13 protein-coding genes are annotated in these 14,703 nt (G+C 30.1%); 6 read left to right on the top strand and 7 right to left on the bottom strand.

Annotation, left to right across the window (positions count from 1 at the left end; all coding sequences use genetic code 11):
* The first annotated feature begins 25 nt into the window (after positions 1 to 25).
* From nirK to J3359_RS02585, 6 genes are all read left to right on the top strand, one after another.
* Entirely contained in the window at positions 26 to 1,480 is a 1,455-nt protein-coding gene (gene nirK / locus J3359_RS02610; RefSeq protein WP_208079199.1) for a copper-containing nitrite reductase, read from the top strand.
* 2 nt (positions 1,481 to 1,482) lie between these two features.
* Positions 1,483 to 2,250 carry a formylglycine-generating enzyme family protein gene (locus tag J3359_RS02605; protein ID WP_208079198.1) on the top strand — a complete coding sequence of 256 codons (768 nt, stop codon included), beginning with the start codon at positions 1,483 to 1,485 and terminating at the stop codon, positions 2,248 to 2,250.
* Positions 2,251 to 2,258: 8 nt separating this feature from the next.
* Entirely contained in the window at positions 2,259 to 2,981 is a 723-nt protein-coding gene (locus J3359_RS02600; RefSeq protein ID WP_208079197.1) for an SCO family protein, read from the top strand.
* A 6-nt stretch (positions 2,982 to 2,987) separates the two neighbouring features.
* A complete protein-coding gene (locus J3359_RS02595) occupies positions 2,988 to 3,371 on the top strand; it encodes a group III truncated hemoglobin (RefSeq protein WP_208079196.1) in 384 nt (127 codons plus the stop codon).
* A gap of 47 nt (positions 3,372 to 3,418) precedes the next feature.
* Positions 3,419 to 4,141, top strand: a complete 723-nt coding sequence (gene ric / locus J3359_RS02590) for an iron-sulfur cluster repair di-iron protein (protein ID WP_208079195.1) — start codon at positions 3,419 to 3,421, stop codon at positions 4,139 to 4,141.
* A 142-nt stretch (positions 4,142 to 4,283) separates the two neighbouring features.
* On the top strand, positions 4,284 to 6,080 hold the full coding sequence (locus tag J3359_RS02585) for a hypothetical protein (protein WP_243765973.1): 1,797 nt from the start codon (positions 4,284 to 4,286) through the stop codon (positions 6,078 to 6,080).
* A 100-nt stretch (positions 6,081 to 6,180) separates the two neighbouring features.
* On the opposite strand, the gene J3359_RS02580 is transcribed toward J3359_RS02585, so the two are convergent.
* The 7 genes from J3359_RS02580 to J3359_RS02550 all read right to left on the bottom strand — a co-directional run bounded on the left by J3359_RS02580 (position 6,181) and on the right by J3359_RS02550 (position 14,700).
* The gene (locus J3359_RS02580) at positions 6,181 to 7,452 is read right to left on the bottom strand and encodes an adenylosuccinate synthase (RefSeq protein WP_208079194.1); all 1,272 of its coding nucleotides are present in this window, start codon (positions 7,450 to 7,452) and stop codon (positions 6,181 to 6,183) included.
* A 47-nt stretch (positions 7,453 to 7,499) separates the two neighbouring features.
* Positions 7,500 to 7,949, bottom strand: a complete 450-nt coding sequence (locus J3359_RS02575) for a Fur family transcriptional regulator (protein WP_208079193.1) — start codon at positions 7,947 to 7,949, stop codon at positions 7,500 to 7,502.
* 72 nt (positions 7,950 to 8,021) lie between these two features.
* Positions 8,022 to 10,241: a RelA/SpoT family protein gene (locus J3359_RS02570; RefSeq protein ID WP_208079192.1), complete on the bottom strand. Its 2,220-nt coding sequence runs from the start codon at positions 10,239 to 10,241 to the stop codon at positions 8,022 to 8,024.
* A gap of 68 nt (positions 10,242 to 10,309) precedes the next feature.
* Positions 10,310 to 11,542, bottom strand: a complete 1,233-nt coding sequence (locus J3359_RS02565; protein WP_208079191.1) for a M48 family metallopeptidase — start codon at positions 11,540 to 11,542, stop codon at positions 10,310 to 10,312.
* 73 nt (positions 11,543 to 11,615) lie between these two features.
* Entirely contained in the window at positions 11,616 to 12,359 is a 744-nt protein-coding gene (ppgK, locus tag J3359_RS02560; RefSeq protein WP_208079190.1) for a polyphosphate--glucose phosphotransferase, read from the bottom strand.
* 57 nt (positions 12,360 to 12,416) lie between these two features.
* Positions 12,417 to 13,208, bottom strand: a complete 792-nt coding sequence (locus J3359_RS02555) for a TrmH family RNA methyltransferase (protein ID WP_208079189.1) — start codon at positions 13,206 to 13,208, stop codon at positions 12,417 to 12,419.
* A 196-nt stretch (positions 13,209 to 13,404) separates the two neighbouring features.
* The gene (locus J3359_RS02550; protein ID WP_208080395.1) at positions 13,405 to 14,700 is read right to left on the bottom strand and encodes an amidohydrolase family protein; all 1,296 of its coding nucleotides are present in this window, start codon (positions 14,698 to 14,700) and stop codon (positions 13,405 to 13,407) included.
* Positions 14,701 to 14,703 lie beyond the last annotated feature (3 nt).

The raw sequence follows: 14,703 nt of genomic DNA, 5'->3' as shown, positions 1-14,703 counted from the left end.
TAAAATTAACTAAAAACAAAAAAAGATGAAACTATTTAAAATCGCTTATTTACTATTTATTACAAGCATATTAATGGTAAGTTGTAAAAGTGAAGATAAAAAAGAAATGGCAAATATAAATACAGCAGATATTTATATAAAAGGAACTATGGATGCAGAATTAACTGCACCACCTTTTGTACCAGCTCCAGTAGGAAATAGACCAGCTAAAAAGTTATTAGTAAATATGGAAATTCTTGAAAAAGAAGGAACTATGTCTGATGGTGTACAATATGTATATTGGACTTTTGGAGGTTCTGTTCCTGGAAGCTTTATAAGAACTAGAGTAGGTGATCAAGTAGAGTTTACACTTTCTAATCATCCAGATAATAAATTACCACACAATATAGATTTACATGCAGTAACTGGTCCTGGAGGTGGCGCAACTTCTTCTTTTGTAGCTCCTGGGCATAAAAAAACATTTTCCTTTAAAACTTTAAATCCAGGTTTATTTGTATATCATTGTGCAACTGCGCCTGTTGGAATGCACATTGCGAATGGTATGTATGGTTTAATTTTGGTAGAGCCAGAAGGAGGCTTGCCTAAAGTAGATAAGGAATATTATATTATGCAAGGAGATTTCTACACAAAAGGAGAAAATGGTGAAAAAGGCTTGCAACCTTTTGATATGAGAAAAGCAGTAAAAGAAGATGCAGATTATGTTGTTTTTAATGGAAAAGTTGGTGCTTTAACTGGCGACAATGCAATTACTGCAAATGTTGGCGAAACTGTTCGTTTGTATGTTGGAAATGGTGGGCCAAATTTAACTTCTTCTTTTCATGTTATTGGAGAAATTTTCGACAATGTACATGTAGAAGGTGGAGAATTAATCAATAAAAATGTACAAACAACATCTATTCCTGCTGGTGGAGCAGCAATTGTAGATTTTAAAGTAGATGTTCCTGGAACTTTTATTTTAGTAGATCATGCAATTTTTAGAGCTTTTAATAAAGGGGCTTTAGGAATGTTAAAAGTAACAGGAGAAGAAAATAAAAAACTATATTCTGGAGTAAAACAAGAAGGAATTTACCATCCAGAAGGAAGCACAATTCAAACAATGCCAGAGGATAAAAATAGAAAGAAAGAAGTTGTTTCTAAAACAGAAAAGCCTTTGGCTAAAAAAATAGCAGATGGTAAACAAGTGTATATGAAAACGTGTTTTGCTTGTCATCAAGCAGAAGGACAAGGAATACCTAATGCGTTTCCTCCATTGGCAAAATCCGATTATTTAAATGCAGATGTTAAAAGAGCTATTGGTATTATTTTACATGGAAAAACAGGAGAAATTACTGTAAATGGAAAAAAATACAATAGTGTAATGACAAAGCAAACGTTAACTGACGAAGAAGTTGCAGATGTTATGACTTACGTTTATAATTCTTGGGGAAATAACAAAACCAATGTTAGCATAAAAACGGTTAAAGAAGTTAAAAGTAAATAAGTATGAAAATTATTTTAAGACTGGCAATTTGTTTAACTCTCCTAAATTCAATTTCTACAAATTGTCAGTCTAAAATGGTGCAAATAAAAGGAGGAAAATATATTCCTCTGTATGGAAGAGATTCCATGAAAGTTTCTGTTAGTAATTTTTTAATGGATGTATATCCTGTTACCAATAAAGAGTATTTAGAATTTGTAAAAAAGCATCCAAAATGGCAAAGAAGTAAAGCCATTAAATTATTTGTTGATGCTAATTATTTAAGAGATTGGAAATCAGATACAATTCTAAATCAAAATCAAAAAAAGAATTCTCCAATTACAAATATTTCTTGGTTTGCTGCTAAAAGTTATTGCGAAAACCAAGGAAAAAGACTACCAACTGTAAACGAATGGGAATATGTTGCAATGGCTAACAAAAAAATACCAGATGCAAGAAAGTTAAAAGAATACAACGAATTTATTTTAAGTTGGTACGAAAAACCGAAAACATTCAATCAAACAATTGGTTCTACTTTTAAAAATTATTGGCGAGTTTACGATTTACATGGTTTGGTTTGGGAATGGACTTCCGATTTTAATTCTGTTTTAATATCAGGAGAATCCAGAAAAGATGTAGATGAAGATAGCAATTTATTCTGTGGAAGTGCAGCGATAAATGCAACAGATTTAATGAATTATGCAGCGTTTATGCGTTATGCAATTAGAGGAAGTTTAAAAGCAAAATACACTATGAAAAACCTAGGTTTTAGATGTGTAAAAAATAATAAATAAAAGAAAAAATGAAACAAATTATAAAAATAGCAATTTTTGTAACTATAATATTATTAGTTTCTTGCGACAAAAAAGAAACAAAAAAGGTTGCTAATGTAGGTTTCCAATGTCCTATGAAATGCGAAGGGGAAAAGCTCTATCAAGAAAAAGGAATTTGCCCAGTTTGTAAAATGGATTTAAGACCGATAAATAAATTAACAAAACAGGTAAAAAAGGTTTTAGATAAAGAAATTTCAGAACAATCAATTTTCAATCTAACATCTAAATGGAATACTGAAGAAGGAAAAACCATCGAATTAAAAGAACTGAAAGGAAAAACATTGGTAATGGTTATGATTTATACCACTTGTAAAGCTGCTTGCCCTAGATTATCTGCAGATATGAGAAATATTGAAGCAAAAATTCCTAAAAATTTAAAGGATGGTGTACAATATGTTTTGGTAAGTATCGACCCCAAAACAGATACTCCTAAAAGATTAAAAAAATATGCCATAGAAAATTATATGGATGGAAAACAGTGGACTTTTTTACAAGGAACAGAAAGTGGAGTTCGAGAGTTTGCAAATGTTTTATCCGTAAAATATAAGCAAATAGATCCTTTAGATTTTTCACATTCCAATATTATAAGTGTTTTTAATCCACAAGGAGAATTAGTACATCAACAAGAAGGTTTAGGAGTTGATAATAAAGAAACTATCGAAAAAATTATAGAAACTGTAAATAATAAATAATTATTAATGAAAGAGATAGAAACAAGAGATGATATTTCATTTTTAGTGAACACTTTTTATCATAAAATAAGAAAAGACAATTTATTAGGCCCTATTTTCAACAATCATATTGCTGAAGAAAAATGGCCAGAACATTTAGAAAAGTTGAAAGATTTCTGGGAAACAAATTTATTTGGAGTTGCAAAATTTAAAGGAAATCCTACACAGAAACATTTGAATGTAGATCGTAATTTAAACCATAAAACAAATCAAAAACATTTTGGGAGATGGTTGCAAATTTGGTTTCAAACAATAGATGCAAATTTCGAAGGTCATTTAGCAAACAAAGCAAAAGAAGCTTCCAGAAGAATGGCTCATGGACAGTTTATGGCGATTTTTAATCATCGTTAATAAATTTAAAAATTAAGAAAACATCAATATAAATTTAAATATATATTATGAATATTACAAAAGAAAACACAGTAGCAGAAGTAGTTACCAATAATATAAGAACTGCAGATGTATTTAAAAAACACGGAATAGATTTTTGTTGTGGTGGAGGAATCTCCATAAAAAAAGCGTGCGAAAAACATAATATCTCTTATACAGATTTAGAAAAGGAATTGGCAACTATTAACAATCCAGTTTCAAATGCATACAATTACGATTCTTGGAAATTAGACTTTTTGATAGATCATATAGAAAATATTCATCATTCGTATGTTCAAGAAAGCACACAAATAATCTTACAATATGCAGCAAAAGTAGCGAAAGTTCATGGACACCATTATACTGAAGTTGTAGAAATTAATAGCTTATTTAATACTGTTGCAAAAGAATTGGCTTCGCATATGAAAAAAGAGGAATTAATTTTATTTCCATTTATAAAAAAGTTGGTAAAAGCAGATAGCGAAAGAGAGAAGGTAACTATCCCCCATTTTGGAACTGTAAATAATCCAATAAAAATGATGGAAGAAGAACATGAGAATGCAGGAGATATTTTAAAAGAAATAAAACAACTTTCTAATAACTATACACCACCAAAAGGCGCTTGTAACACTTTTAAAGCTTTATATGCAAAATTAGAAGAGTTCGAAAACGATTTACACCAACATATACATTTAGAAAATAATATTTTGTTTCCAAAAGCAATTGTTTTGGAGCAAAAAAATAATATTTAAAATAATTTTTGTTAGTTTTTTTAATAGGAAAAGCGTCTTTTAAGAAATTAAAAGATGCTTTTTGTTATGATAATAATCATATTTTTCTTTAAGAAATATAAATACATTGTGCGCTATTTAAAATAGTTAAATAATAAATATAATGATAAAACCACATTCATTTCATATTCCAGTAATGGGAATTGGATTTACAATAGATTCTCCTTTAAAAGTAGCTCAATATGGTATCGATTCTGTAATTTCTTTGGTTGATGATATTTTGATAGAGAAATTAAGGAAAATTTATAGCGAAAAATTAGAGATTCCTTATAAAGAGATTTCAAATAAAGTAGAAGATTTTAGAGCAAAAAGAATTACATCGTATTTAAACTTTATTCAAGAAGAAACAGAAAAGAAATTTATAGCCTTAAAAAACGTAACAGAAGAAACTACAGATGCTTTAAAAAGTTATTTAGAAATGCTTCCCGATAGTTCGTCGCTAAAAAAGGAATTTAAAATACTTACCACAAATGGTTTTAATGTTTCTAAATTAAAAGATTGGGCAAACAAAAATCTAACAATGGGTAGTATTGATGTAAATATCATGACGAAGATTGATAAAGCTAATTACATTAAAAAAAAACAATTACCAATAGAATATAACGACGCTCACGCAGCACTAAGAGGTTATGCACAAAGTAATTTATCTTCTTCTTTGGTACTTTCTGCGGGTTTAAATTCTCGTTTGTATTCTTACATAAGTAATTTTAAAGATTTTTTTCCTGATGAAAAGGGTTTTATCAAAAAGAAAATAATTTTAAAAGTAAGCGATTATCGTTCTGCATTTATTCAAGGTAAAATTTTAGCAAAAAAAGGATTGTGGGTGTCTGAATACAGAATAGAATCTGGTTTAAACTGTGGTGGACATGCGTTTGCAACGGATGGTTTTCTATTAGGTCCCGTTTTAAAAGAATTTAAAGAAAAAAAAGAAGATTTAAAAAATCAAATTCAGCTTTTGGTTTTTAAGGCTTTAAAATTAGATGGAAAAATAGTTCCAAATATAGATTTGAATTTAAAAATAACAGCGCAAGGTGGCGTTGGAACAGAGGAGGAGCAAGCCTTTTTGTTAGACGAATATAATATTGATTCTGTGGGTTGGGGAAGTCCTTTTTTATTGGTTCCTGAAGCGACCACTGTCGATAATGATACTTTAGAAAAATTGACAAATCCCCAAGAAAAAGATTTATATTTAAGTAATACATCGCCTTTAGGTGTACCATTTAACACCTTAAAAGGAAATACAAAAGATGTTGAAAAGCAGGTTTTAATTGATAAAAATAGACCAGGAAGTTCTTGTCCGAGTAAATTTGTTGCTTTAAATACAGAATTTAAAGAATCTGGTTTATGTACTGCTTCAAGAGAATATCAACATTTAAAAATAAAAGAGTTAGAAACTTTAGATATTTCTGAGGAAGAGAAAACTAAAAAATACAGTCAGATTATAGAAAAATCGTGTATTTGTGTTGGTTTAGGAACCTCTGCATTATTGGTAAATAAAGCCGATACAGCAAAAATAGGAACTGGAGTTTCTGTTTGTCCAGGACCAAATATGGCATATTATTCAAAAATTATGACTCTAAAAAATATTACCGATCATATTTATGGGAGAGATAATGTACTTGATGAAAAAGAACGTCCAAATATGTTTATCAAAGAATTGAATCTTTATTTTTCTTATTTGGATAATAAGTTAAATGAGTTAAAAACATCGATGGATGTGAAACAAAAACGTTACTTGGTAAAGTTTAAAAATAACCTTCAAAAAGGAGTTGCTTATTATTCTGAATTATTTCAATCGCAAAAAAACCATTTTTTAGATACAAAAGAAGCGATAATTGAAGCTTTAGAAATTAAACAAAAACAGTTAAAATTAATAAGTTTAGAACTTGAAAAGTTATAATTTTCTGTTTGCATTAAAGAGAATATAAGAATATTTTAAACAAAAAAGGCATCTTTTGATTTTTCAAAAGATGCTTTTTATATAAGATATATTTTAAAATTTATCTATTGATGGTTTGTTTTCTATCTGGACCAACAGAAACTATTTTTACAGGGACTCCTGTTTCTTTTTCAATAAAAGCAACATAGTCCAATAAATTTTTAGGCAATTGATCGGCGGAAGCCATTTTTGTTAAATCTTCATCCCAACCTTTAAATTCAGAATAATTTACAGAAACATTTTCTGGTTCGATATTATATGGAAAGTGAGAAATTTCTTCTCCTTTATAATTGTAAGAAGTACATACTTTTAAGGTATCGAAACCAGAAAGTACATCACCTTTCATCATCATTAACTGTGTAACTCCATTAACATCTACTGCGTATTTTAATGCTACTAAATCTAACCAACCACATCTTCTTGCCCTTCCTGTTGTAGCACCAAACTCATGCCCAACTCTCGCCATTTCTGCACCATCGTTATCAAATAATTCTGTTGGAAAAGGACCAGAGCCAACTCTTGTTGTGTAGGCCTTAAAAATTCCAAAAACTTCGCCAATTCTATTGGGAGCAACTCCTAAACCTGTACAAGCACCTGCTGCAGTTGTGTTAGAAGATGTTACAAAAGGGTATGTTCCAAAATCTATATCTAATAAAGAACCTTGTGCACCTTCTGCTAAAATTGTTTTTTTATCTTTTATGGCTTTATTTAAAAATTCTTCACTATCAATAAATTGTAATGTTTTTAATTTATCGATTCCTTTACAAAATTCTGCTTCTAATTCTTTTAAATTATATTCTATTTGAACATCAAAGAATTTTAACATTTTTAAATGCTTTTCTGTTAAAGCATCGTATTTTTCTTTCCAATTTTCTAATTCTAAATCTCCAACACGCATTCCGTTTCTACCAGTCTTGTCCATATAAGTTGGTCCAATTCCTTTTAAAGTAGAACCAATTTTCGCTTTTCCTTTAGAAGTTTCTGAAGCTGCGTCTAACAACCTGTGTGTTGGTAAAATTAAATGTGCTTTTCTAGAAATTAATAACGTTTCTGTATAATTAATTTTATGCTTGTCTAAATTTTCTAATTCCTTTTTAAAAATTACAGGATCTATAACTACACCATTTCCCACAACATTTAATGCTGTTTTATGAAAAATTCCTGAAGGAATTGTATGTAAGACATGTTTGTGTCCGTCGAAAATTAAAGTATGTCCTGCATTTGGACCGCCCTGAAAACGAGCAATAATATCATAATTTGTTGTTAGAACGTCTACAATTTTTCCTTTTCCCTCATCTCCCCATTGTAATCCGAGTAATAAATCTACAGCCATCGGTTGTTTTAATTAGTTTTTTGTTGTTTTTATTGTTGTTTCTTGTGTTATTTTTTTTTCTTCTTTGTTCCATAAAAATAAAGAGAGTGATTTTTAATATCGATGTCAAAAATATCTTCAATTGTTTTTTTGATAATTTGAATCCTTGGATCACAAAACTCTTTTACTTCACCAGAATCTGTAAAAATTACATGATCGTGGTTTTTATCGAAATAACTTTTTTCATAACGTGCCATAGACTGCCCATCAAACTGATGTTTTCTAACCAAACCACAATCTAAAAGCAAATCAATCGTATTGTACAAAGTTGCTCTACTAACTCTGTAATTTTTGTTTTTCATTTTAATATAGAGCGACTCTATATCGAAATGTTCTTCTGCCGCATAAATTTCCTGAAGAATGGCATAACGTTCAGGAGTTTTCCTGTGTTTTTTTTCTTCTAAATATGTGGTAAAAACGTTTTTAACTACTTCTTGATTCTCAAGAGAATTGCTCATTATCTTAAAATTTTACGAAATAACAAATTTACAGTTATTTCTGAATAAATTAATCTTTTTTAAAAATGATATTTACAAAGTATTAACACGTTCTACTTTTTTAACACCATCTACTTTTTGAATGCTCTTTATTAATTTGTTTAATTGTGGGCTATTCTGCACGCTAAGGCTAATTTTACCATCGAAAACTCCTTCGTCTCCAGCAATATTTATACTGTGAATAAAAACATTGTTACTGCTAGAAATTATGGAAGTAACTTTGGTAACAATTCCTTTATTATCTACTCCACTAATATGTAAAATGGCTTTAAAGTCTTGCTTTGTGGAGTCAATCCACTTGGCTTTCATAATTCTGTAGGCATAGTTAGATTGTAGAGAAATTGCATTCGGACAATTCTTTTTATGCACTTTTATTCCTTCATTAATGGTTAAAAAACCAAAAACTTGATCGCCAGGGATTGGGTTACAACATTTAGATAATTTATAATCTAGTTTTTCTTCCTCTTTACCAAAAACTAAAGCATCGTATTTGTTCGTAACTTCTTCGGAATCTATATTTTCTTTGGTAGAAGAGTTTCTTCTTAACTTTGTTTTAAAGAAATTTAAGAAGGTACTATTTCTTTGTGATACAAATGCTTTTAATTGGGTATTGTCAATAGCTCCATTTCCAAATCTATAGAATAAATCGAAACTAGTTCTTAATTTAAAATAAACGACGAGTTCATTTACAATTTTATCATTAAAAGTTATTTTTAAATGACGTAATTTTCGTGTTAAAATGGCTTTTCCTTCTTCTGCAATTTTCTTTTCTTCTTCTTTTAAAGCCGCTCTAATTTTTGTTTTAGCTCTTGCAGTAATTACAAAATCTAACCATCTTGCATTTGGTTTATTTGTAGAACTTGTAATCACTTCTATTTGATCGCCACTTTTTAAAGTGTGGCTTAGTGGCACTAATTTTCCATTTACTTTTGCGCCTCTACATTTTAAACCAACATCTGTATGAATTGAAAATGCAAAATCTAATGCAGATGCATTTTTAGGTAACGATTTTAAATCTCCTTTTGGCGTAAATACATATATTTCTTTGGAATATAAATTCAGTTTAAATTCCTCCACAAAATCAACTGCATTTAAGCTTTGGTTTTCTAAAGATTCTTTTAATCGATTTAACCAAGCTTCTAAGCCACTTTCGTTGGTGTTTCCCTGTTTGTATTTAAAATGTGCTGCATAGCCTTTTTCTGCAATCTCATTCATTCTATCCGAACGAATTTGCACTTCTACCCACTGAGCATCTGGCCCAACAACCGTAATATGTAATGCTTCGTAACCAGTGGATTTTGGTTGCGAAATCCAATCTCTTAAACGAGAAGGGTTGGGTTTAAAATAATCGGTTACAATAGAGTAAATTTTCCAAGCTTCAAATTTTTCATCTGCAGAAAGAGGTGTAAAAATTATTCGAATGGCGTATTTGTCATATACTTCCTCGAAAGTTACATTTTGATTCCTCATTTTCTTACGAATGGAATAAATAGACTTAAATCGCCCTTTTATTTCATAGGCGAAATTCTCTTTGTCTAAACCGCTTTTTAACGTTTCTGCAAACGTCTCTAAATATTTTTGTTGCTCTTCTTTACTTTCTTTAATCTTGGTTACAATATCATTAAAAACCTCTGGTTCTGTGTATTTTAAACCTAAATCTTCTAGTTCTGTTTTAATATTATACAAGCCTAATCTGTGTGCTAAAGGCGCGTAAATATATAAAGTTTCTGAAGCTATTTTTACTTGTTTATGAGCTGGCATTGCATCCATTGTTTGCATATTGTGCAACCTGTCTGCAATTTTTATGAGAATTACTCTTACATCATCATTTAACGTTAAAAGCATTTTTCTAAAATTTTCTGCTTGAATAGAAGCATCTTGTGCCTTGTTCAAACGAGAAATCTTAGTCAAACCATTTACAATTCTAGCAATTGTTTCTCCAAACAATTGTTCCATATCGTCAATCGTAAAATCGGTATCTTCTACAACATCGTGTAACAATGCTGCTGCAATAGAGGTTGCACCCAAACCAATTTCCATAGCTACAATTTTAGCAACTGCAATTGGATGATAAATATAGGGTTCGCCAGTTTTTCTGCGTTGTTGCGAATGTGCATCCAAAGCAATGTCGAAAGCTTTTCTTATAAGCTCTTTGTCTTCTTTAGACAAGACTTCATAAGTTCCTTTTAGCAAATCTTTGTAACGATTTGCAATCTCTTTATTTTCTTCTTCTATGGTAACATTATACTCCATAAACTGCTTGTAGATAATGGTTTTTAATCTAGAGTGAATTTAAGAATAACTAACGTAAGAAACAAATGTTAAGATTCTAAATTTTTAATTCTTTTTAATAAAGTAGGATGTGAGTAATGCACAAATTCATATGCTTTATGTGGTGTTAAATTACTTAAACTATTCTTCGAAAGTTTTTTTAAGGAGGTAATTAATGGTTTTGCTGCAAATGTATTTTTGGCAAAATCGTCTGCTTGATATTCAAATTTTCTAGAAATATAGTTCATAATTATTCCAGTAATTTCTGAAATTGGCGAATACAAAATTCCAAAAGCAATTAAACCAATATGAAAACTCGGAATATCTACTCCCAAAGCTTTCGATAATATTGGAGAATTTATAAATAATGATAAAATAAATAACGTAAATCCAGTTAGTAAAATAGAAGTAATTAAATTAAAAATGATGTGTTTTTTCTGATAATGCCCAACCTCGTGTGCTAAAACTGCCACAATTTCCTCGGTTTCTAAGTCGTTTATTAACGTATCGAACAACGTAATTCTTTTTTGAGAACCAAAACCAGAAAAATACGCATTTGCTTTTGTGGAACGTTTGGAGCCATCAATTACAAAAATATTATTTAGCTTAAAACCTACTTTTGCGGCATATTTTTCAATAGCAGTTTTTAATTCGCCATCTTCTAAAGGTGTTTGTTTATTGAATAATGGCACAATTAATTTTGCGTAAAACATATTCATAAATAATGAAAAAACTGCGACTAAAATCCATGCATATATCCAAAAATTTTTTCCAATAAGTTGATAAAACCAAATAATAAGGGCTAAAACGCCTCCACCAACTATAATCGTCATTAACCAACCTTTTAGTTTGTCTAACCAAAAAGTAGTTTTTGTAGATTTATTAAACCCGAATTTTTCTTCGATTACAAAAGTTTTGTAGTAGGAGAAAGGTGTTGTTAAAATATCTGACCCCAACATTATAATTCCAAAGAAAATAAGTGCCACCAAGATAGGATTGTCTGTAAAACTTCTTGCAAAATTATCTACAAATTTAAAACCATCTGCAAAAAAGAAAACTAGCATTATTACAAATGAGAAAGTAGAAGTTATATTCAAGAATTTCGCATTTGTCTTTTTATAGGCTTGAGATTTTTTGTATTCTTCTTGGTCGTAAACATCTGCCAATTTCTCAGGAATTTTATCGTCGAAATGTTTTTCGTTTAAAGAGTCTAAAATTTTATCGATAATAAAATCGACGACTAATATTGCTATTAATATGTAGAATAGGGTGGTTGGAGTCATTTTGTGTTTTTTCTAACGAGTTTGTTTACTTTTTTTCTAGCAAGAGCGCATTTTTTTTATAGTTGTTTTAAAATTACTTACTCATTTTCTTAGCATACATTGCAGCTCCAATAATACCTGCATTGTTTTTAAATTCAGCAACTTTTACAGGAACATCTGTTGTTAAGTGTTTTTTAAAATCGTCGTATTTTTTACTTATTCCTCCTCCTAAAACAATTAAACTTGGTGTAAAAACGATTCTAATATATTCTAGCAAGACGTCAAATCTTTTTGCCCATTCTGCCAATTTTAAATTTTCTTTTTTTCTTACAGAATCTGCTGTATAGAATTCAATAATTTCTCCATTTGTATGTAGCATTCTACCTATTTCTAAATTCGGAATTAATTTTCCTTTGTAGAACATTCCAGAACCAATTCCTGTTCCAATGGTTACCACAATTACCAATCCTTTTTCTTTTTTTGCGGCTCCTAAACTTACTTCTGCTAAACCTGCTAAATCTGCATCGTTACTAATATAAAAAGGGAGTTTACATTCTTTTTTAAAAAGTTTATTTACCTTAACATTTAGCCATTTTGGACTCAAATTTCCAAAATGAATGCATTTTCCATCTACAATTGTGGTAGGAAAACTACAACCCACTTCTTTTTTCCATTTAAAATGCTGTATCATTTCTTTTACAACTTTCGCAACAGCTTCTGGAGTTGCTGGTTTTGGAGTTGTAATTCTGTGTCTTTCAGAAAGTAATTCACCTGTTTTTGTATTTACAATTGCTCCTTTAATTCCAGAACCTCCAATATCAATTCCTAATACACTCATCTCACTATTTTTTATAATTAATTTTCTAAATTACTAATTTATTTTAGATTAAAATATTTAAAAACTTCGTTGTCTTTTCGCTTCAAACAAAATAATGGCTGCAGAAACAGAAACATTCATCGAGTCTATTTGTCCTTGCATTGGAATATTTATATTTTGTGTAGCCACATTTCGCCATTGTTCTGTTAAACCTGTAGCTTCAGTTCCTACTACAATTGCTGAGGATTTTATATAATTTTCTTTGTGATATTCATTCGAGTTTTGCAAAGTTGCTGCATAAATATTGATGTTGTTCTTTTGAAGAAAGTCTATAATTTCTGTTGAAGTTCCTACTGCAATTTTATTTGTAAAAATACAACCCACACTAGATCTTATAATATTAGAATTGTACAAATCGCTTTTAGGGTCTGCAATAAAAACAGCATCTAAATTTGCTGCATCTGCAGTTCTTAAAAGAGCTCCTATATTTCCTGGTTTCTCAATGCCTTCAGCAATTAAAATTAAAGGATTTTTATTTTTGAATTTGATATGCTCCAAAGAGAAATCTTTCGCTTTTGTAACAGCAATAATTCCTTCTGTAGAATCTCTGTAGGCCAATTTCTGATATACTTCCTTAGAAATAATAATTCTGTTTACATTCTCATTAAAAAGGGCTAAAATTTCTTTTTCTGAAATGATTTCTTCCACAAAAAGAATGGTATCAAACTCATAATAACTTTTAATGGCCAAAGAAACTTCTCTTTTGCCCTCAATAATAAAACGCCCAGTTTTTTTTCGTTCACGCGATTTATCTTGTAATTTCTGAAGGCCTTTAATATATGTATTATGAATGCTCGTAATTTCTTTCATAAACACAAATATACCTAATTGTAGGTATAGGAGGTAAGGAAATTATTCCAATATTTGTAATGTAATAATTAGTTAGTCTTTTGTAAATTATTTGAAAAAGAAAAGGTTGCTATGAAGAAGAACTTGTTAACTATTATTACATGTTAACTGTTTTTGATTGAAAAGGCTCGCGAACAGCGAGCCTTTTTTAATTGTATTATTTAGATTTGTATTTGTTGGAATAGCGTTTCCAAAGTATGGTTTGGTGTGTTTCTAAACTAATATCTCTACCTTGTATAAAGGCTTTCGATATAATATTGGTTCTCATATCTAAAGCATCTCCTTCCGAAATAAATAGGGTCGCATCTTTACCAACCTCTAAAGTACCTACAAAACTATCAATTCCTAAAATTTTGGCATTGTTGTGTGTTATTAACTTTACAGCTTCTTCTTTCTCCAAACCATGTGCTGCAAACGTTCCTGCATAAAAAGGTAAGTTTCTAGAATTCATTCTTTCCATTTGCCCTTGCATACCTAAACCAACTAAAATTCCTTTATCTGTTAAGATTTTAGCGATTGTATACGTATAATCATACGCATCGTCTTCGCTATTTGGATTTCTGTGAGGTCTGTCTAAAATCACAGGAACATTATTGCTAACCAATATTTCTGAAATATTTTCTGCGCCAACTCCATGTACAACTACTAAATTATTAATGCCTAATTTCTTCATTTCTGTAATGGCATCTGTAATTTCTTTTTCTCCATTTACATGAAGGTATAACTTCGTGTTTCCATTAAACAACCCTTTTGTAGCTTCGAAAGGAATGTTTTTTGGCGATTTTTTTCCTGCCAAATAATTTTTAGCATCAGAAAAATAAGAAATTATTCTATGGGTGTTTTTAGCGTAATTTTTATCTGGCTTTAAAGCAGGGTCTTCTCCCAACCACCATCTTCCAGAAGTAAAACTCGTAGGCCAATTCATATGAATAGCATCGTCTGTCTTAATACTTGCATCTTCCCAGTTCCAAGCATCTAATTGTACAATGGAAGATGTTCCAGAAAGTGTGCCTCCTCTTGGTGTAATTTGCGCCATTAAAACCCCATTTGGTCTCATAGATTCCACAACTTTACTTTCTGCATTGTATGCGATTAAACTTCTAATATGAGGATTCATAATCCCGATTTCTCTTTGGTCGTCACTTGCTTTTACAGCATCGATTTCTACCAAACCTAAAGTTGTATTTGCAGCAATAAAACCTGGATAAATGTGTTTTCCTTTGGCGTTAATAATATTTCCTTCTCTGGCAATTCTCATCATTGCACTTCCAACAAATGTAATTTTACCTTCGTTAAACATAATTAAGGAGTTTTCAATTACTTTTCCATTTCCTAAATGTGCAGTTGCACCCTCAATAGAAAACGCAGTTGTTTGCCTATCTGCTGGAGTTTGTTGTGCGTTTATGTTTCCTACTAAACAGAAAAACAATAAACTATAAATTATTTTTTTTATCAT

Origin of the sequence: Polaribacter cellanae (assembly GCF_017569185.1) — a bacterium.
GTDB classification, from domain to species: Bacteria; Bacteroidota; Bacteroidia; order Flavobacteriales; family Flavobacteriaceae; genus Polaribacter; species Polaribacter cellanae.
The sequence above is the reverse complement of the archived record's forward strand: the minus strand, read 5'-3'. Positions and strand labels throughout refer to the sequence as shown.